Here is a 25776-nt window from a genome sequence, read left to right on the forward strand (position 1 = left end):
TGTTGGCCCACCTGCCGCGTTGAAAGGGTACATGCCGCTACTAATCGACATCTGTGATTCGCCCGCTCACACCGCGGCACTTCTTTGACGAGGGGGCGAAATGAGTGCGTGAATCATTCGCGTTTTCCGGCCCGAACTAGGATGCGCTCGAATTTTGGAGAGTGATTTCTAGACACCCAGCGATTTCATCGCTGGAAGCTGCAATAGCCGCCGGAAGGCACCTCGCGTGAAGAGAACAAGCGCCGCCCCTGAAGTCGGCGGGCAGGGGTGACGCTGCAGGCTCCCGTTGTAGGACCCCGCCTGATACCTGCGCCTTCGCCTCTGAGCTATCACAAAAGCATAAGCACCAGCATGGAGGTCGTCATGCAACCCGGACTAGAGGATCTAAGAGACCTAGACGAAACGCATCTCGCCATAGAGCGAGTTGAGAAGCGCATCGTTGCGCAGGAATTGCGGATTGCGCAATTGAAAAGGGACCGTATCGAATGTGATTCCGCCGAGCGGCTACTGGCTACCATGCGCGACAGTCTCAAGGAGCTCATCACGCATCGGGCGCTAATCGTGCATGCAATCGCCTATCGCGAGTCATGAGCGAATTCGGGCACCCGCTGGCAAAGAGGGCGCTACCACTTGGTTTCCCGAGATAGGCTTGCGGAGTACTGCCTTGCGACGCTCAAGCGGCTGGACGTACATCCTTCCCCTTGGCAACGAGCAGGTCGAACACGCAATAGACCACCAAGTCTGCACCCTTATACCAACGCTTGCGACGCGCGCGAGCGTGTAGGCGCTCGAAGTCGCTCGGCCGACATCGTCTAGCGCGCATACCTTGCCGTCTAGAACGTAGCCAGCCGGGAGGGCAGACAGCGCCGAACCGCCAGCGCCCGTGGTCTGCTACCGCGACGCCGCGGGACAGGGACGGGCAGGGCGAGATGCCCGACTAGTACAACATCCCGTAAATATCTTGAATAATTAATCACCTCGGATATCATGGCGGGATGAGCCGAGGCCGCCAAGCTACGCCAGTGAAGCTGGCGAAGAAAGAAAGACAGGAATTGCTAGCGCTGATCGAGCGCAAGACGGCGCCGCAGCAGGATGTGATGCGGGCGCGAATCGCGCTGTGGGCCCACGAGGGCCACGCCAATACAGCCATTGCGCGGGAACTGAGTGTCTCGGTGCAAACGGTCTGCCTGTGGCGCAAGCGCATTGCCCAGCAAGGTGCCCATGGCATCCGCGAGGGCGAGCGCAGTGGCCGTCCGCCGCGCATCACGCACGAGGCGCGACTGCAGTTGATCGCGCTGGCGTGTGAAACGCAAGAGCCTGAGGGACGAGTCACGCCCACGCTCGACGAGATTGTGGAGCGCGCGGTGGACCGTGGTGTTGTCGAGCAGATCAGTCGCAGCCAGGTGCAGCGCATTTTGCAGGCCGGCGACGTGCGTCCGCACCGGGTCCAGCAATGGTTACATAGCCCAGACCCGGCCTTTCGCGAGAAGGTCAACGGGATTTGCAAGCTGTACCGCAAAGCACCTCGAAACGCGGTGGTACTCAGTATCGACGAGAAGACCGGCATTCAAGCCATCGAGCGTAAGCACCCAGGACGCGCACCCGCACCGGGGCGGCTGCGTCGGCGTGAATTTGAGTATATTCGTCACGGCACCCAGGCGTTGATTGCCGCGCTGGACGTGCATACCGGACAGGTGCTGGCAGAATGCCGCGATCGGCGCACCCAGGAGGATCTGGTCGCCTTCATGGAGCGCGTGGCATGCGCGTACCCGGGCAAACAGGTGCACGTCGTGTGGGATAACCTCAACACCCATTGCGCCCAGGCCGTCTGGCAGGCGTTCAACGCGCGGCACGATGGGCGGTTTCACTTTCACTTCACGCCATTGCACGCGAGTTGGGTCAATCAGATCGAACTCTGGTTTGCCCGCTACGCGCGTCGAGTGCTGCGCCACGCGAGCCACACCAGCACCGCGCACCTGCGCGAGCGCACCGAGCAGTTTGTCCGCGCGCACAATCAGGTGGCCCGCCCGTTCAAATGGAGTTTCCGGGGCTATCCGCTACAAACCGGCGCATCGTAATCGAGAATCGACATGCCAGCCTTACCCGCAAAACATTACGCTGCCGAATTGCAGCAGCAACTGCGCAGCCTGCTCGGCCACGAGCACATCATCACGCAAGCCTACGGGCGTCACCTGCTGATCAAACGTCTGGATGATGAGGAGCCGACCGTGGTGGCTCGGCTGACCGAACTCGGACGCAATCGTTATGGTTCCGCCTTTCGCACCCATAGCGGGCGTTGGGAACCGTTGCCAGGCACAGGCTCGCTCGACGAGATGGCCCAGCTGGTCGTCACGCTCCTGCATCCGTATTTGCAGCCCGATAATTATTAAAGCTATTTACGGGATGTTGTACTAGCCGCGGCGGACGGTCAATACCAAACTACTCCTTTTGAAGCAGGATCGGCTTGCCCATCCCCTCTGCGCTGTTGTCACAACGGACGAGGTTAACAGTCGCCTGGTGAGATGAATTTTCGGCCACCCACCGAAGTGGGGAAGCCAATGGACGCATTACGTGTAAGGATGTTTATCGGCGGGTCTGCGAACGCCCGTCGCACCCTTATGGCCCCTGAGCATTTGCCGGGGGTTTTCTTTTTGCTCGCCAATGCCTGTCGGGAAGAGTCTCGCGCAGGGGCCATGGACAGTCCCGGCGCGCAAAGCTTCCTCGATGCAAACGCCACCGTTGGCATTACGTGCAATCGGCGGTCGCCAAGAATTCGATGCCGGGCGTCAACGATGAGGTTGCTCTGATTGCAAAAAGCTCACTAGCGCACATTTTACGATGTGAGGGCTTTTGGAAGCAATCCAACGCGCAAATTTGCCGACTTTGTATAACGGTGAGCGCCAAAGCATGGGAAGTAGAGCGAAGCGAAAGCCTGAACAGCAAAGCGAGAAGCAGGGCGTATCAGCCGCCGCCGCCCTCACCCCGGGAAGCAGCGCTGACAATAGCGATCCCAGGTCGCTAAGACGTAAAGAGTGACGCGTGTGCGAGGCAAGCCTCCATCCACGGCCGCATCACAGTCTGACCTCATAGTGGCGCATCAGACGGGTCCGCGGCCCACCTGGTACGGCGTTTGCGCCAGCGTTAGGGAGGCAGCCATTAGGCCGCGATAGAAGTGATCCAGCCACCCATTGGCCCTCACTACAGTGAGGCGCAAGGGTCTACCGCTTCTTTTTCACGGAGCTTTCATGACGCACTTCGTACCCTTCGAAATGCAGCATCTTGAAGCCGCATGCCGGGTGCTGGGTGACAGGCAGCGCGGCCTTACAGGCCCACAAATTGGAAGGCTGCTCAAGGAGATGGGACTGCCGGATCCGTGCCAAACCGCGACTAAGTGGAAGCGCCTATTTACAGCACTGGCGAGCGCACAGGCAAGCTATCGGGTAGGAAATCATCTGATATTGTTGATCAACCGCGCGACTCATGATTCGGACGGTTTTCGTTTGTGCCCGGAAGAACTAAATGTTGTGCTTTCATCTTCAGGCTTATATGTGCGCAAGGACGGCCGCGTTGCGTATCTGGCGGATGGTAAGAAAAGAGAGATCGTCGCTACGTTGCCTGGTGTCGACGCTTAGTTGGTAGCCTGATCATCCATTGGGATTGCTCGTGCAGACCTCTGTGGACTGTCTCGTGATGGTGCGTCAAAATCGAATCCGCTTGCGAGGTCGCGGCGCGTGCAGAAGTCGCCGAAATGGAGCGGCAGATCCTTGCTGCAGCGAAACGCCGACTTGCGACCAACTAACAGGAAGAAAACCCCGGGGTGGCACGCCGATGGCAGAAGAGAATGCACCCTCTCTGCGCTCGGCCAACCCTCCGATGTCACGGGTGCTCTGCGATTCTACAATCGCAGGCCCCAAGCGGAAGGTGCTCAAAAAATTGCGATAGTATTCCGGACGACGATTCGTCAGGGGTGCGATAAAGAAAGATCTCTCGGCCAGGAAAGGCGAGAACTCTCATCGTTGCTAGTCTCTCCCATGGGAGCTAGCGCCAATGGCACGCGCGCCGCTATTTGGCAAGCGGGCCAGGCGGGAGGATGCTGACGTCGTTGGGATTGACCAAGTCCGGCACGGTCCAGCCGCTCAGGTCATACTCGTCCATCGCTGAGCGCGCAAACGCCTTCATGCGCTCAAGGTTGCCGCTGTCCTGCGCCGCCGACAAGTTGGTCAGTCGGCTTGCGTCATTGCTGCCAATGTAGTTGATTTCGTACAACTCGTGGCGCGCGCCGAACTCGGTGCCGATGGCATCCCAAAGCATCTTCATCACCTTTACGCGCTCCTGTGCCGGGGCGCCGCCAGAGCCGCGAAGGTACTTGTCGAGGCAGGCGCGAATTTCGGGCACCTGGAAATCGTAGGCGTGCGAATTGATGTAGATGAGACCGCTGGCCACCACCTGTTCAATGATATTGCGAATGCGCGGCAGTGCCTCCTGGCTTAGCACGCGATATGCGCCGGCAAAGTGCGAATCGGGGCGGACATGGCCTTGCCATGGGACATCGCTCTTGGCCATCGCATCCGACAAGCCCCAGAAGGCATTGCGCCACGCGATCACCTCGCCCAACTGAACCTGAACGCCATGGAAGCCTCTGGTACCCGTGATCTCCAGCGCGCGCGCCAGCAGTCCGACAATAAAATCCAACTTGACCGCCACGCGCGTGCAGCCATGAAGCGACGCGCGTTCGAGGTATCCGGAGCCGCATTGTGTACAGTCTTCCTGCGCGACCTCGCCGTGCATGAATACGTTTTCCCAAGGCACGAAGACATTGTCCATCACCAGGATGGCGTCGTTCTCGTCCAGTCGCGATGACAACGGATAGTCAAACGGGCTGCCGAGTACCGCCGCGCGGTATTCATTCGAGACCCGGCACAGCAGCTTTACGCCCGGCGTGTTGGTGGCCACTATGAACTTTGGCCCACGCGCCGGCATGGTGTCGACATGCGCCACGTAAATATAGTGGGTCAGCGCCGCGCCGGTCGCTACCACCTTGGCGCCGCTGACATAGATGCCGGCATCGTCCTCACCGACTACGCGTACGTACACCTCGGATGTGCACGATGGCGGCAGATCGCGGTCCACCGGCGGATTGACAACGGCATGGCCCATAAACCAGGTTCTCTCTTGAGCCTTGCGGTACCACCGCCGTGCGTTGACTTCATAGCCTTTGTAGAAGTCTGCGTTAGCGCCTAGCGTGGCAAGGAAAGCGCCCTTATAGTCCGGCGACCGTCCCATCCAGCCCCAGGCGCGCTGCTGCCAGCAGGCGATCGCATTCCGTTGTGCGACTTGTTCGGCCACGTCGAGCGGCGCGCGGAAGAAGCGATGAGTGTACCCGCCCCACTCGGTTGGAACGCAGAGCACTGCATGGTGCGCCGGATCGTGTAGGGCCTGATACAGGCGTGCGACCATTCGCGCCATATTGCGAAATGCAGGATGCTCTGCGACATTGCGCACACGTTCGCCATAGATCCAGATCTCTCTCGAATCATCGAGGCTACGCAGATACTCCGCGCCGGAGAAGGGAACATAGACCTGGTTATAGGCGCTGCGAAGATCGTCGAACATGTTGATTGGCCTTCCTCAAATTATTCTGGCCTTGACGCCGGGCCAAGAGCATTCATGCCCATGTGTGTCGCTCGCAGCTGAAATGACGATACATTGCAACTCCATCTTTTAGACGAGGGTTCTGTGTGCTGGGCAACGGAATCAATGTCTTGTTGCCGGTGCAAACGATCATTTGACGGACTGTCGGCGGTGAACGGAATCTGGGTGGGTGTACGTGGAATCGTCGGAAATGTCAGTCAGACAATTCAAACATCGCTAAGTCTTTGCCGCACCGTGGCCGACGAATGGGACGCAGAGATGAGTTACAAGTGGGTACTGCGCTAACGTTTTGTAAACACTTCCTGCCTCGCGTCGCGACTACAGTCCATGCCAGGAGGAAATAGTTGGCATGCTAGGCATTGGCGTGGTCGATCGGGGGAGTGCGCAAGCCCGTGTCGAGGTAGGCATCGGCATTGGAGTGCCGGGTTATGCCGTGCCTGCTCCACCGCCACTCGTCTATTACGAACCCGTCCCCGTCCAATGTCGCCCCGCCTCTGGCGAGCGCGGCGTGCCTGGCCCGACCAACAGTGGCGCGAGCGCAAGTGGCGGGAACGTCGATCCTCGACCACACGAAAGTTGCTTGCAATAGAGCTTTGGCCTTCCTGCATAGGCTGACCGTAGCTCGGTTGCTTGGGAGCGGGAAACTAACGCCAACGGACGGGCGAGGTTGCCTTGTCCAGTTGAAAGGCACAGGAGTCTGAAGTTGGGTTCTACAGAAGCGGTACCTTGCTTATTATGTGCTGCATTAGCGCGACGATGGCGCGACCGACTAGATCATCGACATGGAAGTCGTATGTACCGTTGCGCCTCGTGCGGGGGACGATTCGCAGTTACCGCTGACGCGCTGCTCGCCATCGTGCAGGGTTGCTGGCATGCCGTTGAACTAAAGAATACGGTCAGGCAGCGGATTGCTGCCGGCACCCTGCCGCGCATTGAAGAGGTTGACGGCAAGCCGAACGTGATCGCAGTCGGCCGTCAATCATCGTGAACATCTCCCAGATCCGACGACGTATCGAATCAGGGGAATGCAATCAAAGTGCGTGCTATCCATGCCGCTCGATTCATCGCCAGGGCCCGTTGTTAGAGGCGGGCATCGGAGCGATTGCAATGTGCACAGTCATCTTGACCACACACGGTGGAGGCTTGCCCCGCCGCCCCTCAAAGCTCGCTGGAGTGCCATGCCATTTCGCTTGACAGCCAGAGCAGGAGCCCAGCCGCCGAGGTGAGAATACGCTCCTCCAAATGCAGGGGAACGTCAACACCGAACAGCCCCAGGGCCCACGCTCCCATTGGCGGCAGTGAGACCAGGCCGGCGACAACGTATCAATCCTCGTGCAATCACTTCTGTCATTTCGCTTATTTCTTGAAGAAGAGAGGATCGATGTGTCGCTAGTATCAGTCCATGCTTCAAACTCTTACGTGCGGAAACGCACTTATCTGGCCGCCAGATGCTGGCCGCTTACTTGGCGTCGCGATGGCATAGCGTTGCCTCCAGGTCTGTCCGTCGCGGACCTGAACTTCAGCTCAAACACCTTTTCCTTTGCGACGTTGCCTGCGGTGATGGGGTACATCACCACTTCATGTTTCCTGGGTCATTGCTGAAGCTTCGGCGCCGACCGACGCGACCCTGCGTGAGTTCATCGAACAAAGAGAGCCATGTTATGCCGCTGATATCACCCTTGTCGCTAAAATCCGTAATCCTGCCCAATTCCCCGCGGTCCGCGGGCATGTCCCTGACCAGGTCCGCAAGATTGAAGCGTTTGCCGGGCTGAGGCACCACATATACGGCCAATATCGCCGAGGACGCAAGCCAGCGTAGCCGAATCATCGAAGCGCGACCGCGCCGGGACAAACTTGAGCACGCCGCCGGTGGCGTGCAATAAGGCTACCGTCCCAGCGAGAACGAACCGAAGCTGGGACTGGCAACTACTACACCAAGCGCAGATCCCACAGCACATCAAGTACGTGTTGGGTGGAGCGTTCAACGTACCCCGCACGATGAGCGATGCCGAGCCGACGCCATAACGCCGGGCGCAGCGGACGCATGACGATGCGCTTGTCCGGAAATGGCGTGGTGGCCTCGTGGGGTAAAAGCGCCGCGCCGTAACCCGCCGCAACCAGACTCTTGATCGCGTCGTTGTAGTTGAGCTGAATGCGTGGTGCGGGATGGTGTCCCGCGGCCGCGAACCACTCCGCAGTCTGACGCGAGAGGCGCGTGGTCGCGTCGTTGAGAATCAGCGGCTGGGCGGCGAGCCATTCCGGCGTGACGCGGGCCGGGCACTGCCAGTGCGCCGGCACGAAGGCCATCACGGGGTCGCGGCGCCAGGGCGTTATCACCAGTCCGGCCACCGGCGGCTGAGGCAGTGCAACCAGTCCGATATCCAGCGTGCCGTCCACCAGTCGGGACAGTGTTTCCTGCGAAGTGAGGACCGCAATTTGAATGTCGATCGCGGGATGCTGCTGGCGCAGCACCTCTAGCGCCTGTGGCAGCAGGTGCGCGATCACACCAGTCGAAGCACCGAGCCGGGCGCGCCCTTCGAGCCCCTCCACTTGTCGTTGAATATCGTCCAGCGCCTGCTCCGCATCGGCCAGCAGCCGACGCCCGCGCTCCACCAGCACCTCTCCGATCGCCGACGGCCTTACCTGTCCGCGCTTTCGCGACAGGAGCGGTGCTCCGATGCGGTGTTCCAGTTCAGCGATGTGGAGGCTGACCGTGGGCGGCGCAAGGTGCAATGCACGCGCCGCCTCGGCGAATGAGCCATGGTCGGCAATGGCGACCAGCGTGCGCAGGCGGTCCAGGCTGATCTCTCGCATGTCGGCTCCAGATTCAGGAAAATTGAATGTCAAGGTTGTGAAATTCAACTTTCCCTATTCTAGTGGTCCATGGAAGATTGAGGCTCCTTCGATGTGTTAACCCTTCAGTCACCGGAGTATTCCTCGTATGAGCTCTCCCCTGGTTTTTATCGACGGCGACCAAGGCACCACCGGGTTGCAAATCCACGAACGGCTGCGCGGCCGGGCCGACCTCAGCCTGGTCACGCTTGCCGCGTCGGAACGCAAGGATCCGCGGCGTCGTGCGGAAGCCATCAATGCCTGCGACATCGCCATCCTCTGCTTGCCCGATGCCGCCGCACGCGAGGTGGTGAACGCCATCGTCAATCCCGCCGTCAGAGTGATCGACGCAAGTTCCGCCCACCGCACGCATCCGGACTGGACATACGGCTTTCCGGAAATTGCACCGGGACAGGCCGCGCGCATTGCGAACGCGCGACGCGTCACCAATCCTGGCTGCTATCCGACCGGTGCGATTGGCCTGCTGCGTCCCCTGGTGCAGGCCGGGCTTGTGCCACCCAGCTACCCGGTCAGCATTCATGCGGTGTCCGGCTACTCCGGACGCGGGCATGCCGGCGTGGAGGAGTTTGAGGGGCCGGATGCCGGCAGCGCACCCGCATTCCAAGTGTATGGCCTGGAACTCGCCCACAAGCACCCCCCGGAGATCCAGCAGCACGCCGGGCTCGCGCAGCGTCCCATCTTCGTTCCCGCGTATGGTGCGTTCCGCCAGGGCATCGTGCTGACTGTGCCCGTCGCGTTGAGGCTGCTGGCCCCCGACGTGGATGGCGCCACGCTCCACGCATGCCTCGCCCGCCACTATGCCGGGGCGGCCCATGTACATGTCCTGCCGTTGCACGAGTCGTGCGCTTTAAAGCACCTGGATCCGCAAGTGCTGAACGGTACGAACGACATGCACTTAAGCGTATTTCCTAACATGGAACACGGGCACGTTCTGCTGTCCGCGGTTTTCGACAACCTTGGCAAAGGCGCATCCGGCGCCGCGGTTCAGAACCTGAACCTGATGCTCGCGCAGCAATAGCGGCCGATGGCATGAGCTAAAGGTCGGCCGATATCAGGGGTATGGCAAACGAACTCCTGGTCGATCCATTCCTGCAACCCAGGAGCAAACTCGCCTACCTTGATCAGCGGTTCCATGCAGTCTACCTTCAGATTGTGCCGCAATCAGTTGTCCGACTTGATGCCGGCATCGGCGATGACCTTCCCCCAACGGGAGACCTCCTGGTTTAGCCGGGCCGAGGCTTGTGCCGGCGACTGCGGCGTTGCCGCATAGACGCCCTGCTGCAGCATCTGCGCCTTCACGTCCGCGCTCTGCACGATGTTGGCCAACTCGCTATTGAGACGGGCGACGACTTCCGCTGGCGTGGCGACCGGCACGAGTACACCAAAGTTGGACACCACCTCAAAACCCTTCCATCCCGACTCCTGCACCGTCGGCACATCGGGCAATATGGACAGTCGCTGTGGCGTTGTAACTGCCAATGCGCGTAGCTTACCGTCCTTGATGAACTGCTGAACGGCAGGGACGGTCTCGGCCATCATCATGACCTGCCCGGCGATGAGGTCGGTCATTGCAGGACCACTTCCCTTGTAAGGTACGTGGAGAATGTCGACGTTTGCCTGCTTCTTAAACAACTCGGCCGCCATTCGTTGCGGTGCGCCTACGCCCGAGGAGGCATAGCTAAGCTTGCCCGGATTTGCCTTGGCATATGAGACCAGTTGGGCAAAGTCCTTGACAGGCACGGAAGGATTGACCACAAACACAAGCGGTACGTATCCGACCACCATAGCGGGCTTCAGGTCCTTTAGCAGATCGTATGAGAGGCGCCCTTTTTCGAGCGTTGCCATGGTTGCATGAGAGGTGATCGCACCCATCAGTATCGTGTAACCGTCCGGCTTCGCTTTCGCGACGGCGTCTGCGCCGAGGTTTCCGCCCGCACCGCCCTTGTTCTCCACCACGACTTGTTGGCCCAGCGCCGTCGAAAGGCGTGCTGCAAGAATGCGTCCGATAACGTCCGTTGCGCCGCCTGGAGGATAAGGCACGACCATCCGGATTGGCTTATCCGGGTACGCTGCCAATGCAGTCAGGGGAAGGATCGCTGCGCTTGCAATGGCGGCCAGCAGCAGGCGACGCGCGGGGAAGTGGGTATGAGCCATGGCGATTGTCTCCGTTCTCTGTTGTGGGTGAAGTGCCTAGCCCACAGTCTTGTCGCTGCAGCCGACGAACGAAAGACAGTGCCGTTATGTTCAGAACAGAATCTTTTTATGGTGTGGGTAGCAACCCCATGTACCCTGCGGCCAGGCGGCAAGGAATCAGCACGCAACCTGGCGCGGAGGATCTACTGCGCGAACACTGCTTTCGCCTCAATCATTAGCTCCCGTGCCATGACCGCACGCGCGCCATACTCACTCCAGACGATCCCCACTTTTCTGACCGGCGGCCGATCAGGCAGGGGCACTCTTGCGATCGCCATGTTCCGACTCCAAAGCGGCGACCAATCAGGAACCAGGCCCACGCCAAGTTCCTGCTCGACGAGCGCGGCAATGGCGAGCAGCCCGTCAATCTCCAGACGTTGATTTGGGCGTATGCCATGATCACGCAGGTACCGGTCGGCGAGTTGTCCCCCTAGGACGCTGCGGTCATAACGGATGAACGGCTCGTTTCTCAGTAGGTCGTGGGCGTCGCGGTTCCCAAGGGACGAAGGGGCGACAACAATCAACTCTTCTTCGATTAGCGCTTTCCATTCGCAGCCCTTGCCGATTGCGAACTGGGGTTCGACGACGATGGCGGCATCGAGGTCTCCTTGGCTGACCAGGTTGGACAGTTCGATGGAGGAACCCACCTTGACGAAGATCTTCAGCTCGGGATACTTGGCGTAGAGCCGCTTCAACACGGGTGGCAGCACGCTCACCATGGCAGATACGAACACGCCAAGCCGCATCTCTCCGACGGCAAGCCCTGAGCTTGCAATCGATCGCAGTTCCCTGAGGTCTCTCAAGACCGGCTTTGCGCGCTCGAGAAAAACCACCCCCATTTCCGTAGGCTTGACGACGCGTCCGACGCGCGTAATCAGCTTGGCCCCAATCTCATCTTCCAGCGCGTGAATACGGGCGGCTACTGCAGCCGGCGTTAGATCCAGGCGTCGACCAGCCTCGGCCAAGGACCCGAACTCAACCACGCTCACAAAACTCTGGATATAGCGCACATCCATGGCCATCCTCGCGCTCTAGTGGTTGCGGCGAAAGAAAATTATGAGGGCTCATTCTACGATGTTGAGTCGCACATCGGAATTCCAGAGCGCTCGGCAGACCGTGCTATGCGATGGATCGCTCCGTCAGGGGCTCCCGCACTCGAACGTCAAAGGGCACGCCATGCTTCATGGCGTGCCCTGCATGGAGAAACGCTCCGGCCCCGACTATTTCAGCTCAACGCGTTTGATTTCGCCAACCACAAAGAGATAGCACAAGATCGCCACGGCTCCGTGGGCTCCCACGTAGAGGAGTGCAGACTCGAATGACCCCGCCTTGTTCACCAGGAATCCGATGGCGAGCGGCATCGTAATGGCCCCCAGATTTCCACAGGTGTTCAAAACAGCACCGCTGATGCCAGTGGCCTGCTTTGCCGCCGTGTCCGAGTTCAAGGCCCAGCCCAAGGCAGCCACGCGTTGAAAATTGCCGAGGCAGTCCCGCGTTCATGTCCGGGAAACCAGGCCGCTACGATGCGGCTGTTCCCAGGGAACGATGGCGCTTCACACGCCCCCACCAGGAAGCGCGGCAAGTTGGAAGAGTACGTAGGCCCATCCGAATGCCGATAGGATGAAGCCCATTTCCACGGGGCTGAGTTGAAAATGCTTGGCAAGTGTGTCTCCTGATGGCGATCTGCGTGACTGCACGACGGCAGAATGCCCGTCGCTTGGTGAGCGATCTCGTGACGTGTGTGTTCACGGCGCCTCAGGAGCGCCGGGTTGGGAAAGCGTCGAGCAGGGTTGAAGTTTTGCTGGTGCTCAACGCTCGCTTGATCGCGCTACCGCGCCTTGGGTACCTTGTCGGTCATGACTTTCGGTCGCAGGAACTCAAAATCGACGCCGGCGTCCGCTTGGGTGACCGAGTCATAGAACAGCCGCTGGAAGCCTCGTTCGACCGTCGGTGGCGTGATCGGCTTCGCTCGCTTCCTGCGTTCCAGTTCCTCGTCGGAAACCAACAAGGAGATCTCCCTCTTGCTCGCGCTCAGGCGGATTCGGTCGCCGTTGTGCACATAGGCCAGTGGTCCACCGACGGATGCCTCCGGGTTGACGTGCAGCACAATGGTTCCGAAGGCCGTGCCGCTCATCCGACCATCCGAGATGCGGACCATGTCCTTGACGCCAGCCCGCGCCAGTTTCTTGGGGATCGGGAGGTAACCCGCTTCCGGCATGCCGGTACCGCTGCGGGGGCCAATGTTCTTCAGCACAAGCACATCGTCGGCATTCACGTCGAGGTCCGGGCTGTCGATGCGCTCCGCCATATCTTCCAGGCTTTCGAACACCACGGCGCGCCCTTCGAACTCCAGCAGTTCCTGCGTGGCAGCGGCTTGCTTGATAATGGCTCCTTGTGGGGCAAGGTTGCCGCGCAGGACAGCCAGGCCACCACTCGCATAGATCGGCTTTTGGACGGAGCGCACGATCTCCTGGGGAAAGGACTTGGGCGCCGCATCGATTTCCTCGCCGAGTGTGCGGCCGGTGACGGTCAGCGTATCCAGATGAAGGAAAGGACGGAGTTCTCGCAGCAAGGTCACCATGCCGCCGGCCTTGTGGAAGTCCTCCATGTAGTTCTGGCCGGACGGCTTGAGATCGACGAGTACTGGCGTCTCGCGCCCCATTGCGTCAAGCTGGTCAAGATCGATTTCGATACCCAGACGACCTGCGATGGCAGTCAGGTGAATGATCGCATTGGTTGAGCCGCCGATCGCCAACAGCACGCGAAGCGCGTTCTCGAAGGCCTTGCCGGTCATGATCTGGCTGGGCCGCAAGCCGTGTTTTGCCAGTTGCACGGCGTAGCGACCAGTCTGCTCCGCGATGCGGACGCGATCGGCTGTCACCGCGGGCGGAGTCGCGCCGCCCGGCGTCATCATGCCGAGCGCTTCCACCACGCACGCCATGGTGCTGGCCGTACCCATCACCGAGCACGTGCCGATGCTCGAGACGAGCCGCGTGTTAACGTCGGCGATCTGCTGGGCGTTGATTTCTCCGGCGCGGTACTTACCCCAATAGCGACGGCAGTCCGTACAAGCACCAACTCGCTCGCCTTCGTATGAGCCGGTCAGCATGGGGCCGGTCACCAACTGGATTGCGGGCACGTCGGCGGACGCCGCGCCCATCAATTGGGCCGGGACGGTCTTGTCGCAACCGCCGATGAGGATGACGGCATCCATTGGCTGCGCGCGCACTGTCTCCTCCGTGTCGATCGACATCAGGTTGCGCAGATACATCGCCGTCGGATTGACGAAGCTCTCATGCAGAGAAATGGTCGGAAACACCATCGGCAGCGCCCCCTCCAGCAGGATGCCTCGCTTGGCCGCCTCAATTAGCTGCGCCGCATTGCCGTGGCAGGGGTTGTAGTCGTTCGCCGTGTTGACGATGCCGATGATCGGCCTATCCAGCGCGTCGTCGGAATAGCCGGCCCCTTTGATGAAAGCCTTACGCAGGAACAGGGAGAACTCCTTGTCGCCGTAGTTGGTTACCCCTTTCTTCAGTCCCTTCTCGGGGTTTTCGGCGTCGGCGGTTGTCTCTCGATCAGTCATTGTCATACCTCTTTTGTGGCGTTCGTCTAATGCGCAGCATCGGGGCTGGAGCGCCTTGGGCTTACCTCACAGGCGTGGGCGAGCAAATGTGAACCATCCGGCTGCTGGCAACAGACCTGGCGGCTGTCTGGGATGAAGACTAGGGCCCTGGGCGGGCTCGAAGGCATAAAAATTTTTGGTTCTAAACGTGGAATGACCTATGTGATCGACTCATAAGATCGAGTCGCAGCAGGGTGTTACGGCCTACGCCAGCAGGACTCCTGCCCACCCTCAGCCATAGGGCGCCGTTGGCGTCCGCCGGTGTCTTGTCTTGTAAAGAGAGGGCGTCCCCGTGCGTCGCCAGACCATTTCACAGAAGGAGACTCGATGACAGACCGCATTCGCGGCGCACTTGCGCCGGTCCTTACTCCATTCAACAATCGCCTCGAACCAGATACCGAGCGGTTTATCGCGCACTGCCGCTGGCTGGTGGACAAGGGTGCTGGGCTCGCCGTGTTCGGCACCAATTCGGAGGCAGCGTCGCTGTCCGTGGACGAACGTATCGCGCTAACCGACGAACTTCTGGCAGCCGGCATCCCGCCCCGCAAGCTCATGCCCGGCACAGGGGCGTGCGCGGTGTCGGACGCGGTCACATTGAGCCGCCACGCGGTGAAGAATGGCGCCGCAGGTGTCCTGATGCTGCCGCCGTTCTACTTCAAGAATGTTCCCGACGCGGGTCTCTTTGCCTACTACTCGGAAGTCATCGAGCGTATCGGCGATGATCGCTTGAAGGTGTACCTGTACCACATTCCCCAGTTTACGGCGGCACCCATCACCCTGAACTTGATCGAGATGCTGCGCAAACGCTATCCAGAAACGGTGGTGGGCGCCAAGGACTCGTCTGGCGATTGGGAGAACACGCGCGCCATGATCGACCACTTCGCGGCCGATGGGTTCGACGTCTTTCCGGCGAGCGAATCGCTTCTGACGAAGGGGCTGAGCAGCGGTGCTGCGGGTTGCATCAGCGCGACCGTAAACATGAATCCACATGGCACTGTGCAACTCTACGAGGGATGGAACTCGCCGCAAGGGGAAGCGTTGCAAGTCAATGCGGACGTCATTCGCAAGGTGTTCCAATCCGCGCCGATGATTCCGGCAATGAAGCGTGTAGTTGCTGAATTTTCGGGACATGCGAGCTGGAGCACGGTGCGCCCGCCGTTGATCGCGCTTGATAGCGCTACCACAGCGAGCTTGCTCGCGCAGCTCCGCCAAGCAGATTTCACCATGTCCGGATACCCGCGCGCTACATGACGCTGTGCTGATGTTCCGGATGCCGCTCCTTTTCTCCGGCGCCTAAGATGCTGCACGGTCGCGGTCTTGATGGGCGACGGAGGATTAGTTGGTGGGCTCGTCCCGAAATGTCCTGAGTTCGACGACCTCGCTCCTATTTGACTGGCCCGCATGCGGCAGGTCTGCCGAGCGCTGTCATTCCTACCTATGAGAAACAAATGACTGAGTACGTTATTCCGGCTCCGCGGCTGACAGAGAACTTGCATCACGAAATTGAGCTTGTGGTTGCGATTGGGCAATCCGGCGAAAATGTTGACCCATCGACACACTCGAGCTTGTTTGGGGCTATGGCGTCGGCATAGACTTGACGCGGCGCGATCTGCAGGACGTAGCCAAAAAGATGAGCCGTCCTTGGGACTGGGCGAAGGGCTTCGATGCTTCTGCACCTTGCAGTCCGCTGCGCACACAAATGGAGACCATCTCGTACCGATGCCGCATCTGGGGCTGGTCATGGACGTGCAAGATTGGCGAACTCCTGCCAATCGATTGACAGCGCAAGCGATCGACTTTGTGCTACCGCCCAGTTCGCGCTTCGTTGGACAGCCTGGCGAGCAGGCAACGATGTTCTTTCTTGATCCGAGCGGAAATCCCATTGAGGTGAAGGGCTGTGCGAATCTCGATGACGTTTACGCGAAGTGAGGACGCAGCGCGAAAAGAGCGCGGTATGCAGGCTATTTACAAGCGAGCCATATCGACTATTCAATTGAATACCGGGGCACATCAATCAGGCCCTGGCACACGTCCGACACGCGTGCCCTCCGATAACGACATCACTGCTCCTGTGGTCATGAGAAAGCGGCGTCCGATGCCGGCTGGTGGGGGAGGGGAGTAGTTCCGTGCTCAATAGCCAACTCCGGTCTTGCGTTGACCGATGGTATCCGTCCATCGCCGGAAAAGAAGAACGCCGCCTTGCCGCCTAGTCAGCCCCGGTTTGGCGCGGTTTCATATGGGCCCTTGCACGCTATAGGTTCGTGTAGTAACGTAACTACATCTTCGGTCTGCAGGGGCTAAAAGTGCACATCACAACTCTATCCAGTCGAGAGCTGAACCAGGATGTAACTCGCGCCAAGAAGGCCACGAAGGACGGCCCCGTTTTCATTACTGATCGCGGCCGACCTTCTCACGTCCTGTTGAGCATCGAGGAATATCAGCGACTCACTGGTAGTCAGCAAAAGATTGCTGACCTGCTGGCCATGCCGGAAGCCGAGGATATTGATCTCGATATCCCCCATCATGCTGAACTTGCTCGACCGGCGGACCTCGACTGATGTTCATCCTAGACACTAACGTCGTCTCCGAACTGCGCAAGGCTCGACATGGAAAAGCTGATTTCCACGTCGTTCAATGGGCCGACAGCGTCGCCGCTGCCGATTTGTTCGTGTCGGCTATCACGATCCACGAACTGGAAATAGGCGTTCTGCTGGCCGAGCGTCGTGATCCGCCGAAGGGAGCGGTTCTACGAGCCTGGCTCGATAGCCACGTCCTGCCAGCGTTTGCGGGACGCATCTTGCCAATTGATACGGCAGTTGCGCAGAGGAGTGCGAGGTTGCATGTCCCGGACCCGCAGCCGCTGCGGGATGGCCTGATTGCTGCCACCGCGCTGGTGCACGGAATGACAGTCGCAACACGAAACGTTTCAGATTTCGTCGCTTCACGGGTCGCGCTGCTCAATCCCTGGACGTGGGAACCATAGCGGTAAGCCTCGTGGTGCGCGCTGCGCGATCCGGGCCTTCCGTCATTGGTTGTGGGATGGTCGACCGTAGGTCTGACGACGCCGTTGACGAGAGCCGCTAGAATGTTTCAGCGCATCCGCACCTGCAGTGACTTCGACGAAGGAGAACAAATTGGCCCCAGAGCAAGCGGTTGAACCACTTGTCGCGCAGGATGCGACGGACGTTCCCGGTCAGATGGAGGTGGCCAGCGCTGACGTGGCGTCCGACGCGAACCCCGTCATTGGTCAGGCCAGTAGCGAAGGCGGCGGTGTTGGAAGCATTGATACTGAGGCCCGACGCCTGGACTTCTGGACGACCAGCCGGAATAGCAGCGCCAAGGCGACGGTGTCATATCGGCGCCGACGGACTTACGCAAGCCCGGAAGCCCCGACTGAAGCGCCGACCCAGGAAGAACCGATTGAAGCTGCCGCCCCGCAAGCGCTGGTCGAGTATGGCGCTGCTGAGGCACCGATTGAAGCGATGCGGCCAGTAGCGCCGACTGAAGCGTTGACCGCCGAAGTTCCGGTTGAGGCCGCGGCGGCGGTAGAGTCGCTTGAACCGGACGTCCAGGGCGAGTTCCCTGAAGCTCAAGCCTCGATAGAGCCGCTTGAAGCCCTGGCCCCGGAAGCATCCACTGAAGAGAAACGACCACGGAAGCGCCGACAGACGTCGAAAGCGCTGACAGAACCTGCCGCGCCGGCAGCAACGACTGAAGAGCGGAGACCACGGAAGCGCCAACAGAAGCCGAAAGCGTCGGCTGAAGTTGCCGCTCCGGAAGCTCCGACTGAAGGGACGCGAACCCGGAAGCGTGGACAGAAGCTGAAAACGCTGGCTGAAGCCGTCGCTTTGGAAGCAACGACTGAAGTGACGCAAACCCGGAAGCGCCCACAGAAGCGGGAAGCGCCTGCCGAAACGCAAAGCACACCCAAACCCGTAACCTCTCATGAACTGCTCGCGCAACTGGCATCCGTCGATGCGCAAATTGAGCAGTTGTGGGCTGCGGAGGTGCCAAAGGTGGTGGAGGAGATTCAGCAGTTGATGCAGGAGTACGACCTGAGCATTGACGACATTGCAGGCAAGCCAAGCGTTGGGCGCGCTGCTGGTGCGGTTCCAACTAAGAAAAAGGCTGCCCCCCTTCCGAAGTACCGCAATCCCAAAACGGGGCAGACCTGGTCGGGTCGTGGCAGGGCTCCGGCATGGATTGGCACGAAGCCCCAGCGTTTTCTGATTGATCTCCACGACTGAAGGTCGCGTTGTCGGGTGCGACCGGTCCGCACTCATTCAGACATGGGGGCAGCTGATGTCGATCTTGTTCGTCCTTGCGCTGGGTTTTGGCGGGGCGGGTGGGCGCTCTGGCTGTACGTCACCGGCCGGGGCGAGGACGCGCTACTGGTCGCGTTGGTCACCATGGGGGTCACGCGCTTCCTCGCCGGCGGCTGGTATTACAAGCGCTGACTAAACTCGGAGACGCGCTCGGCTGGGGACAAGAGACACGTCGGTCCGCCTTGACGCCCCAGGGCCACAGTTCGCGAAAGGCCCGTTCAAGCTTTAGAATCTCCGCTTTCCAGTCGAGCAGCAATTCCGCGACGCGCTTGGAATGCTCCGGACTTGCTTCTAGGCCCATAGTCGCAGTCGCAACGCCGTCTAGCCGGGAGCGAGCGATGCCAAGCCAGTCAGCCTACGAGTGCTGCTGGCCGGAATGGGACCACGGTCATCATGGAGTCGGAGACCGGCATCCTTGGCAAGACGGTTGGCCTGAGCTCGCTGCTCGGGGCGAGTGCGCGACTACTTCAGCGCGCATGCTTCTGGTAGGTCCCGATGAGTTCGGCATGGGCCAAAACGTGCCCCCTCATTGCCTGCTCCAGCGCCGCCTTGTCCGGCTTGCCGAGATCCGGCAGCACGACGTCCAAGGCATATAGCTTGTGGAAATACCGGTGCCGGCCAATTGGAGGACACGGTCCGCCGTAATCGGCACGGTGCCAGTCGTTGAGACCTTCGCGTGCGCCGGGCGGCAAGCTCTGCCGGCTCATACCTTGCGCAAGCGCGACGGGCTGCGGAGGCAGGTTGTACACGAGCCAATGGACCCATGTCATTTGCGGTGACGCCGGGTCAGGCGCATCCGGATCATCGACAATCAAGGCCAGGCTGGCAGTGGAGGGTGGCAACCCTGACCACGCCAGGGGCGGTGACACATCGGCGCCTTCGCACGTGTGCACAGTGGGAATCTCCCCGCCTTGGGCAAACGCGGGGGATGTCAGTATGAGCGGCATCGATGGCCTCCGCTGGGCAAGTAGCGCTGGTCCGAACAGCATGACCGCAAAGGCCAGCAACCATGGTAGAAGTGCCAATCGCACCATATCTGCCCCCGCCGGCGCATGACGGCTGTTCCAACTTAGCCCGCATTCAACCCCTGTGCAAGGGACCGTGCAGTTATCTGAAGCTGCAGGGTGCCGGTGTCGCTTCCTATGCTGCTTTCGAGCACGAACAGCGCCTGAAGACCTCCGCCCCCAGGATTCCGTCCCGCGCAGGCCACAGCGGGAACCCGAAAGCCACCACTCCGCATCAAAAGGCGATTTCCCCGTTGCTGGACACTGGCGCCAGTGGATCGATTGTGGGAGGGCTGACCGCCATCCGCAGCTATCAGTACGATGCATGATGGCCTGTCGGCCGACGCATGACCTGAATTTCCGGCCCAGTACGGGATTCGCAGGAACTTGCTACATTGCTGACTGCTGGCGAAAACGGCCGCACGCTGCCGCCTCGCTCACCGCAAACCGACAGACCAAGGAGACATCGAATGCCCACTGCACTTCAACTTCGTTCGAAAATCAAGAGCAGCGGTGAACTCGAGCTTTCGCTAGACAGCATCGACACGCCGCAGCCTGGCCCGGACGAAGTGCTCATCCGCATTGAAGCCTCTCCCCTCAACCCGTCCGATCTCGGCCTGCTGTTCGGTGCGGCCGACATGAGCACGGCCAAGGCCAGCGGCACGGCGGAGCGCCCCATAGTCACCGCGCGCGTTCCGGAAGGCGCGATGCGCAGCATGGCGGGCCGCCTGGATGCGTCCATGCCGGTTGGCAATGAGGGCGCGGGCGTGGTCGTCGATGCAGGCTCGTCCCCTGCGGCGCAAGCCTTGATGGGCAAGACTGTGGCTGCCATCGGCGGCGCGATGTACTCGCAGTACCGCTGCATTTCCGCGGACCAGTGCCTAATCTTGCCCGAAGGCGCCACACCTGCTGACGGCGCGTCGTCATTCGTCAACCCGCTCACCGCACTGGGCATGGTCGAGACCATGCGGCTCGAAGGACATAGCGCCCTGGTGCACACCGCCGCGGCCTCTAACCTGGGCCAGATGCTCAATCAGATCTGTCTCAAGGATGGCATCAAGCTGGTGAACATCGTGCGCAAGCAAGAGCAGGCGGACCTGCTCAAGGTACAAGGTGCGGTCCACGTCTGCAACACCGCGTCGCCCACGTTCATGCAGGACCTCACCGAGGCACTCGTCGCCACTGGCGCAACGATCGCGTTCGACGCCACGGGCGGCGGCAAGCTCGGCGGCCAGATCCTCACCTGCATGGAAGCGGCCCTGAACAAGACGGCCCGCGAATACAGCCGCTATGGCTCGAGCACCCACAAGCAGGTCTACCTCTACGGCGGCCTGGACACAAGCCCGACCGAGTTCAGCCGCAACTTCGGCATGGCGTGGGGCATGGGCGGCTGGCTGCTGTTCCCGTTCCTGCAGAAGATCGGGCGCGAGCGGGCCAACGCGCTGAAGCAACGCGTAGTGGCGGAGCTGAAGACCACCTTTGCCAGCCACTACTCGAAAGAAATCTCGCTGGCCGAGGTGCTGAACCTGGACGTGATCGCCATCTACAACAAGCGTGCGACGGGGGAGAAGTACCTGATCAACCCGAACAAGGGCCTGGCGGAATAAACCACCCCGGGCCGCCTTGCGCCCCCACCGTGTCAAGAATCAGCTGCTGCGCCACAGCCAGCGGCGCGGCGCTGCCGGCCGGCAATGGGTGAGGGCCTTCTAGTTCCGCGGCGGTGTGGACGCTCACCCTGGTGCTGCCCTGGCAGTCATCGCGCACCAGCACGCGCAGGGCAAGTCCAGCGCAACGCTGGGTGCCGCGAGCATCAACGGCGTTCCCCGCTTGGCGTTGCCATAGATCAGCACCTGCTTTGGCGGCATTGCCAGACCGACGTTGCGTGCGGCCTCAGCATGGTCGATCCGCCACGTTGGCCTTCTGGATGCCGTCCATGCTGCGACCACAGGGGCTGCTGCAACCGTGGTGATCGGCGCTCCAAGGCCTACTCGCCGCTGCGCTTGCCGCCGGTGCCGACCTTACCGCGCCCGACCTTGCGATGCGGTACACAGGGGCGCAGCCTTTTTCTGGAGCTAGCCGTCGACGTGACGTGCTCCGCAGGGTAGCGGGTTGTCCTATGCAGCGCTGCCTGGTAGGCGGGGTGGCCCGGATCCATGCACTTGATAGCGGACATGATTCACACCTCCTCCGAGGATTCTAGTCCGAACAGGTACGGCGATTTTGCCGCCTTCCTGAACACGCCACGCGTTCATTCTGGTGGATACCGTCCGGCGTCAGCTTCCGCCGCACAGCGATCATTCAGCGCTTCGTCCCAGCCCGCAAATCCTCGCCCGACAGGTCCGTTTGCGTTCCATCGGCAGTTTCCTTGCGGTACGAGGATTTCTGCCTCACGGCATTTACCCATCCATCAACCGCGCGCCCTCCCGTCAACAGACGTGGCCTTCGGGTCGCATGCGGGAATCGCGCTCGCCCAGTTCTGCTAGTTGAGTGCAGTTATCTGCACCTGACATCAAATGCAAAGCTAGTGGCGGCTCGGGCAAAGTCGCGCCTCTGCGTTACGCCTATTTTGGTAGTGTAAGTTTTCTGGGGTACAAAATGAAATGGCTATCAAGATTAGCGCTGTGCTCGCTTTCGGTGCGGCCTATATTTCCTCCGTCTGTGCTGTTTGGGAGAGAATTTCCGAAAACGGCATGGCACCACCGGCTTTCACTATCGAATTCCTTTCCAACGACTAAAGGTTCCAATCGGGCAAGGGTGGAGCGGGCTGTCGCCCGTGAGTTTGTGAATTACCTAAACGAAGTCTTAGATATGTTTGGATTGTTCAAAAAGAAGCCTGCCAACATCCATGATTTGCCCTTTGGTGAAAAGAGCCAGGAAGAAATTCGCGAACTAGCACAGAGTTTGGCGAACCAAATCCGGATCATAGTGTATGAAGATGTTGCTGGCTCAAGTCACGAACATGACAAATGCACTTTCCTCAAGATCGAAGAAGCGGCATTCGACATTAGCAGCAGCATGTTCGATCGCGTCAAGATTTGGAATACCGTGGAGAGCGTTGACAGGGACGCGTACCACAACCTTATCGCCGCTATCCAAAACCAAGGGCGAAACAAGCGCTTCGCATCGAGCAACTAACAACGCACGCAGCATTCCTGCCGCCGTGGGCCGATAATCCGCTTGCGGCAGGCAGTCGATCTGAAAGCGAAGCGCCCGGCAGTCCGGGCGGAGAGGAGATCTGGCACACGTGCTGCGACGGCGAGACTTCAATCAGGTACCTGAGAAGAAGTGAAAAGGCGGTCGAAAGGCAATACGACGACGACTCTCAGCATGCGCCATCCGTAATTTTCGTTGAGGTTCTGGACTGCATCCGAATAGGAGCTTCGGCTGTAGGCGAACTGCACCGCGGCGGTGATGCCGTTGCTGAAGGTGCGTCTGGCGGAGATTCCAAATTCTGCCGTCGGCTTGTCAATGTGGTGATCGATCCATTCGTGGCCCAAGCGGGCATACGCAAAAACCCGCCAATCGCCAAACGAACGCCGCAACCGTAGTCCCGCCTCTGCCTTGCGGTACTCCTCTGGATTGAAATACATCTGCTGGGGTTGCCCGCTACCGTGAAAGCCCTGTCCCTTCAGTTCAATGCCGATCCCGCTCTCCGGCACCGGGGTAAAGATCAGCCACGCTCGCCCGCCAAGCTGCTTGTTGCCATCGGTAAATCGCCGCCAGGTTGGCATGGCTATCATCGTCAGACGCTCGGTGGGCGCGTAGTCAAAGCTTGCCGCAAGGAAATTGGAGAGGATGTTATTCTGGAGAGCCGCTTCGCTCTCTACAGCGTCGCGATTCGCAATAAGCTCGACACCGCCACGCTCTCCAAAGCGCACGTTCCATGTGGCCTCCCCATGCCATTGAGGATGCCCGGTATTCGTGGTAACCGCCAATCGGCCAGTGATCCCTTCTGCGGTACGCTGATTGACTCTCCGCCCTTCGACCAGGATGGAGTCAGCAATGCCAGTCCAATCGCCGTGGCGGAATTCATCGCGAGACACGCCAACGCTGACAAAGTCGTACCGGGATGCATAGTGAATCATTCCACCAAGACGGAGCGAATCCCGCTTGAACCCCGTCGTATCGCGGGTCCCAAAATAGTCGGTTGTTATCCCGGTCAGTGGGTCATATTCAGGCGACTCGAAGAGGTCGGGGCTCTGTCCGGGCGGGCGTTTGTCGACCACCTCATCGGATGCGGCCGCGCTGACAGCGACCGCAAGGAGCAGCACTGGCAGGAAGCGCACGACCATTATTTCGTACCCCACGTTTTCGCCTGTCCGAACAATTCGGCGAGGTAGCCACGCAAACTGGCCGGATGATTGATGAGTCCGTAGGCCAGCGTGTAGAAGACAAGCGCCAGCGGATCCCACGCTACCGTACAGCCTGCCTGCTGAAACACCTTCGCGCTCATCCGGTACATCACGAAGCCGATAAGGCCGGCCGATGGGATCAACGCCAGCGTCACTGGACCAACCAACCAGTACTGACCGAACAGTGCGAGTACCAGGCCCGGAATAAACGCAAAGGTAAAGGCCAGGTCCTGCCACGGGAAAAGCAGATTCCAGCCAACCAGAAATGTTGTGATGCGGCGCTGGCGCAGAATGCCCGGGTGATGACGGAAGGCCTCGACCATGCCTCTCGCCCAGCGAGCCCGCTGCCGTAGCAAGCCGCCGAAAGTTTCCGGCACGTTGGTAAAGCAGAGCGCCCGCTCGGCGTAGCCGACGTCGTATCCTCGAGACAACAACGCCCAGGTGAGGACGATATCCTCGCCAAGGCTTTGTGGCCACCCCCCGATTTCTCGCAGCAGATCGGTACGGTACAGTGACAGGGCACCTTGGGCGACCAGCGTGCCGCCATAAGCGGCCTGCGTGCGTTTGGTCGCCGCTATGCCATGCAAGTAGTCCCAGTATTGGACGCGAGACGACCAACTCCTGTCCCCGTTGCCCACGAATACGGCGCCGGCAACCGCTGCGGTATTGGGTGGGCCATTCACGTACTCCAGTACCAGATAACGGAGCGCATCGGCATGTAGCCAACTGTCGCCGTCGACGGTGACGACCAGAGAATGGTGCGCGACAGCCAGTCCACGATTGAGCGCTGCCGCCTTGCCCGCGTTGCATGCCAACGCAATCACACGTACTTCCGGGAACGTCTCGCGTACGATCGTTGCGGTTCCGTCATGGGAACCGTCGTCAATGACAATAATGTCCAACGGCGCAGAGTACTTCTGGCCCAGAAGAGAGCGCAAGGCATTGGCGATCTGGTCGGCCTCGTTATAGGCCGCGATCAGGACTGTCAGGGCGGGGTAGGCAATGGGTTCGCGGTAGCGAGCGCTTGGGCGTTGCAGCAGACTGGCGGTCTGAAAGGCGTTCATGAACCCTGGCGCCAGCGCAATGCCACCGACGATCAGCCATGTAGGTACCGAGCCGATCCTTTCCGCAAGTCCGGCCATCCAGGGCAACGCCAACCATAAAGAAACGCCAAGCCATGCAGTGGCCATAACCAGGGCGCAGCCAAAACCGCGGATGCCGAGCGAGCCTGGCCCGGCACCAAACGGCCGGGAATGTACTGGGTCGATGTCTTCGGTGCGCATGGCGTGGCCGGTTTCCAGTGGCGCCGCCGGCATATTGCGACAGCGCCAGTCCAATATAGTGCGCAATTTGAACTTTGGCGCGACGCTCGCGCGGACCGTGGCGTGCACGTTCCGGCTTCAAGTCTTATAGGCGATGGCCTCGATTTCTATCTTGCCGTTCCATAGACCGAGCCCGGCCATACCTTGAGACATCTTGGGTCTGGACTCTGTCCGAGAGCTGTGCGTCCGCATGTCGTGGATCACGCCAGGTATTGCCATGGCTGTTGTTGAGCGCACGGTGAAGCTTCAGAGCGGGCACGGAGCATGCGGCGCAGGCGACTGTTGCAATTGGCCGACACTGTGTTGCGCTTCACGCGGTTTTCATTCATCGGATGTTGGCGGAGAACGGACTGCCTCCTATGCTCGAACATGCTGCCCGGCAGCATGCTGTAAGGTCAGGGCATGCAACAAGCAACGCATTGGACTGGACCCACCACGAAGAAGATAATAAGA

20 protein-coding genes and 4 pseudogenes are annotated in these 25776 nt (G+C 60.2%); 13 read left to right on the top strand and 11 right to left on the bottom strand.

The features are described from left to right. The first annotated feature begins 363 nt into the window (after positions 1 to 363). From CTP10_RS31955 to CTP10_RS31970, 4 genes are all read left to right on the top strand, one after another. The gene (locus CTP10_RS31955; protein WP_116323608.1) at positions 364 to 591 is read left to right on the top strand and encodes a hypothetical protein; all 228 of its coding nucleotides are present in this window, start codon (positions 364 to 366) and stop codon (positions 589 to 591) included. 404 nt (positions 592 to 995) lie between these two features. Next, positions 996 to 2078, top strand: a complete 1083-nt coding sequence (locus tag CTP10_RS31960; protein WP_116323582.1) for an IS630 family transposase — start codon at positions 996 to 998, stop codon at positions 2076 to 2078. 12 nt (positions 2079 to 2090) lie between these two features. Next, positions 2091 to 2390, top strand: coding sequence for a hypothetical protein (locus tag CTP10_RS31965; RefSeq protein WP_116323583.1), 300 nt, complete (start codon positions 2091 to 2093; stop codon positions 2388 to 2390). An 855-nt stretch (positions 2391 to 3245) separates the two neighbouring features. After that, a complete protein-coding gene (locus CTP10_RS31970) occupies positions 3246 to 3632 on the top strand; it encodes a hypothetical protein (protein WP_233528455.1) in 387 nt (128 codons plus the stop codon). 430 nt (positions 3633 to 4062) lie between these two features. Here CTP10_RS31970 and CTP10_RS31975 read toward each other — a convergent pair whose 3' ends face one another. Both CTP10_RS31975 and CTP10_RS31985 read right to left on the bottom strand, forming a co-directional pair. Then, positions 4063 to 5613 (bottom strand): 4-hydroxyphenylacetate 3-hydroxylase N-terminal domain-containing protein, encoded by a 1551-nt coding sequence (locus CTP10_RS31975; protein WP_116323584.1) that lies wholly within the window; start codon positions 5611 to 5613, stop codon positions 4063 to 4065. Between the two features lie 1968 nt (positions 5614 to 7581). Then, positions 7582 to 8466: a LysR family transcriptional regulator gene (locus CTP10_RS31985; protein ID WP_116323587.1), complete on the bottom strand. Its 885-nt coding sequence runs from the start codon at positions 8464 to 8466 to the stop codon at positions 7582 to 7584. Between the two features lie 127 nt (positions 8467 to 8593). Between CTP10_RS31985 and argC the strand changes: the two genes are divergently transcribed. Continuing rightward, positions 8594 to 9523, top strand: a complete 930-nt coding sequence (gene argC, locus CTP10_RS31990) for an N-acetyl-gamma-glutamyl-phosphate reductase (RefSeq protein ID WP_116323588.1) — start codon at positions 8594 to 8596, stop codon at positions 9521 to 9523. Between the two features lie 143 nt (positions 9524 to 9666). Here argC and CTP10_RS31995 read toward each other — a convergent pair whose 3' ends face one another. From CTP10_RS31995 to CTP10_RS32010, 5 genes and pseudogenes are all read right to left on the bottom strand, one after another. Then, positions 9667 to 10659, bottom strand: coding sequence for a Bug family tripartite tricarboxylate transporter substrate binding protein (locus CTP10_RS31995; RefSeq protein ID WP_116323589.1), 993 nt, complete (start codon positions 10657 to 10659; stop codon positions 9667 to 9669). Positions 10660 to 10841: 182 nt separating this feature from the next. Next, complete coding sequence (locus tag CTP10_RS32000) at positions 10842 to 11714, bottom strand: LysR substrate-binding domain-containing protein (protein ID WP_116323609.1); 873 nt, start codon at positions 11712 to 11714, stop codon at positions 10842 to 10844. Between the two features lie 204 nt (positions 11715 to 11918). Continuing rightward, positions 11919 to 12164, bottom strand: a pseudogene (locus CTP10_RS32005) (MFS transporter); the annotation flags it as partial. After that, positions 12164 to 12380 (bottom strand): annotated as a pseudogene (locus CTP10_RS41345) (MFS transporter); the annotation flags it as partial. The pseudogenes CTP10_RS32005 and CTP10_RS41345, both read right to left, overlap by 1 nt. A 146-nt stretch (positions 12381 to 12526) precedes the next feature. Further along, positions 12527 to 14281 (bottom strand): IlvD/Edd family dehydratase, encoded by a 1755-nt coding sequence (locus CTP10_RS32010; RefSeq protein ID WP_442875256.1) that lies wholly within the window; start codon positions 14279 to 14281, stop codon positions 12527 to 12529. A gap of 366 nt (positions 14282 to 14647) precedes the next feature. Here CTP10_RS32010 and CTP10_RS32015 point away from each other — a divergent pair, with 366 nt between their 5' ends. From CTP10_RS32015 to CTP10_RS32040, 6 genes and pseudogenes are all read left to right on the top strand, one after another. Then, entirely contained in the window at positions 14648 to 15571 is a 924-nt protein-coding gene (locus CTP10_RS32015) for a dihydrodipicolinate synthase family protein (RefSeq protein ID WP_116323592.1), read from the top strand. Between the two features lie 137 nt (positions 15572 to 15708). Then, positions 15709 to 16028 (top strand): annotated as a pseudogene (locus CTP10_RS32020) (fumarylacetoacetate hydrolase family protein); the annotation flags it as partial. After that, positions 16022 to 16249 (top strand): annotated as a pseudogene (locus tag CTP10_RS32025) (VOC family protein); the annotation flags it as partial. The pseudogenes CTP10_RS32020 and CTP10_RS32025, both read left to right, overlap by 7 nt. A gap of 374 nt (positions 16250 to 16623) precedes the next feature. Next, positions 16624 to 16878: a type II toxin-antitoxin system Phd/YefM family antitoxin gene (locus CTP10_RS32030; protein ID WP_022538192.1), complete on the top strand. Its 255-nt coding sequence runs from the start codon at positions 16624 to 16626 to the stop codon at positions 16876 to 16878. Next, positions 16878 to 17303: a type II toxin-antitoxin system VapC family toxin gene (locus tag CTP10_RS32035; RefSeq protein ID WP_116323593.1), complete on the top strand. Its 426-nt coding sequence runs from the start codon at positions 16878 to 16880 to the stop codon at positions 17301 to 17303. The genes CTP10_RS32030 and CTP10_RS32035 overlap by 1 nt, the downstream gene beginning before the upstream one ends. Positions 17304 to 17454: 151 nt before the next feature. Continuing rightward, positions 17455 to 18567 carry an H-NS histone family protein gene (locus CTP10_RS32040; protein WP_233528456.1) on the top strand — a complete coding sequence of 371 codons (1113 nt, stop codon included), beginning with the start codon at positions 17455 to 17457 and terminating at the stop codon, positions 18565 to 18567. Between the two features lie 545 nt (positions 18568 to 19112). Here the strand turns inward: CTP10_RS32040 and CTP10_RS32045 are convergent. Continuing rightward, positions 19113 to 19592, bottom strand: coding sequence for a YbhB/YbcL family Raf kinase inhibitor-like protein (locus CTP10_RS32045; protein WP_116323611.1), 480 nt, complete (start codon positions 19590 to 19592; stop codon positions 19113 to 19115). 527 nt (positions 19593 to 20119) lie between these two features. Between CTP10_RS32045 and CTP10_RS32050 the strand changes: the two genes are divergently transcribed. Then, positions 20120 to 21256 carry a zinc-binding dehydrogenase gene (locus CTP10_RS32050; protein ID WP_116323595.1) on the top strand — a complete coding sequence of 379 codons (1137 nt, stop codon included), beginning with the start codon at positions 20120 to 20122 and terminating at the stop codon, positions 21254 to 21256. Positions 21257 to 21379: 123 nt separating this feature from the next. Here CTP10_RS32050 and CTP10_RS41350 read toward each other — a convergent pair whose 3' ends face one another. Beyond that, positions 21380 to 21514, bottom strand: coding sequence for a DUF302 domain-containing protein (locus tag CTP10_RS41350; RefSeq protein ID WP_233528457.1), 135 nt, complete (start codon positions 21512 to 21514; stop codon positions 21380 to 21382). Positions 21515 to 22244: 730 nt separating this feature from the next. On the opposite strand from CTP10_RS41350, the gene CTP10_RS32060 reads away from it, so the two are divergent. After that, positions 22245 to 22784 carry a hypothetical protein gene (locus CTP10_RS32060; RefSeq protein WP_147316329.1) on the top strand — a complete coding sequence of 180 codons (540 nt, stop codon included), beginning with the start codon at positions 22245 to 22247 and terminating at the stop codon, positions 22782 to 22784. 128 nt (positions 22785 to 22912) lie between these two features. Here CTP10_RS32060 and CTP10_RS32065 read toward each other — a convergent pair whose 3' ends face one another. Both CTP10_RS32065 and CTP10_RS32070 read right to left on the bottom strand, forming a co-directional pair. After that, the gene (locus CTP10_RS32065) at positions 22913 to 23941 is read right to left on the bottom strand and encodes a hypothetical protein (RefSeq protein WP_116323598.1); all 1029 of its coding nucleotides are present in this window, start codon (positions 23939 to 23941) and stop codon (positions 22913 to 22915) included. Then, positions 23941 to 25392, bottom strand: a complete 1452-nt coding sequence (locus CTP10_RS32070) for a glycosyltransferase (protein WP_199414739.1) — start codon at positions 25390 to 25392, stop codon at positions 23941 to 23943. The genes CTP10_RS32065 and CTP10_RS32070 overlap by 1 nt, the downstream gene beginning before the upstream one ends. Between the last annotated feature and the right edge of the window lie 384 nt (positions 25393 to 25776).

Source organism: Cupriavidus sp. P-10 (genome assembly GCF_003402535.2).
GTDB lineage: Bacteria > Pseudomonadota > Gammaproteobacteria > Burkholderiales > Burkholderiaceae > Cupriavidus.

Bases quoted from the DNA above. Each gene is read 5' to 3' on its own strand.
- CTP10_RS32050 (WP_116323595.1), top strand. From the start codon at position 20,120: ATGCCCACTGCACTTCAACTTCGTTCGAAAATCAAGAGCAGCGGTGAA.
- CTP10_RS32060 (WP_147316329.1), top strand. From the start codon at position 22,245: ATGAAATGGCTATCAAGATTAGCGCTGTGCTCGCTTTCGGTGCGGCCT.
- CTP10_RS31970 (WP_233528455.1), top strand. From the start codon at position 3,246: ATGACGCACTTCGTACCCTTCGAAATGCAGCATCTTGAAGCCGCATGC.
- CTP10_RS31965 (WP_116323583.1), top strand. From the start codon at position 2,091: ATGCCAGCCTTACCCGCAAAACATTACGCTGCCGAATTGCAGCAGCAA.
- CTP10_RS31955 (WP_116323608.1), top strand. From the start codon at position 364: ATGCAACCCGGACTAGAGGATCTAAGAGACCTAGACGAAACGCATCTC.
- CTP10_RS32000 (WP_116323609.1), bottom strand. From the start codon at position 11,714: ATGGATGTGCGCTATATCCAGAGTTTTGTGAGCGTGGTTGAGTTCGGG.
- CTP10_RS32010 (WP_442875256.1), bottom strand. From the start codon at position 14,281: ATGACTGATCGAGAGACAACCGCCGACGCCGAAAACCCCGAGAAGGGA.
- CTP10_RS41350 (WP_233528457.1), bottom strand. From the start codon at position 21,514: ATGCCGCCAAAGCAGGTGCTGATCTATGGCAACGCCAAGCGGGGAACG.
- CTP10_RS32045 (WP_116323611.1), bottom strand. From the start codon at position 19,592: ATGCCGCTCATACTGACATCCCCCGCGTTTGCCCAAGGCGGGGAGATT.
- CTP10_RS32015 (WP_116323592.1), top strand. From the start codon at position 14,648: ATGACAGACCGCATTCGCGGCGCACTTGCGCCGGTCCTTACTCCATTC.
- CTP10_RS32065 (WP_116323598.1), bottom strand. From the start codon at position 23,941: ATGGTCGTGCGCTTCCTGCCAGTGCTGCTCCTTGCGGTCGCTGTCAGC.
- CTP10_RS31995 (WP_116323589.1), bottom strand. From the start codon at position 10,659: ATGGCTCATACCCACTTCCCCGCGCGTCGCCTGCTGCTGGCCGCCATT.
- argC (WP_116323588.1), top strand. From the start codon at position 8,594: ATGAGCTCTCCCCTGGTTTTTATCGACGGCGACCAAGGCACCACCGGG.
- CTP10_RS31975 (WP_116323584.1), bottom strand. From the start codon at position 5,613: ATGTTCGACGATCTTCGCAGCGCCTATAACCAGGTCTATGTTCCCTTC.
- CTP10_RS31960 (WP_116323582.1), top strand. From the start codon at position 996: ATGAGCCGAGGCCGCCAAGCTACGCCAGTGAAGCTGGCGAAGAAAGAA.
- CTP10_RS32035 (WP_116323593.1), top strand. From the start codon at position 16,878: ATGTTCATCCTAGACACTAACGTCGTCTCCGAACTGCGCAAGGCTCGA.
- CTP10_RS31985 (WP_116323587.1), bottom strand. From the start codon at position 8,466: ATGCGAGAGATCAGCCTGGACCGCCTGCGCACGCTGGTCGCCATTGCC.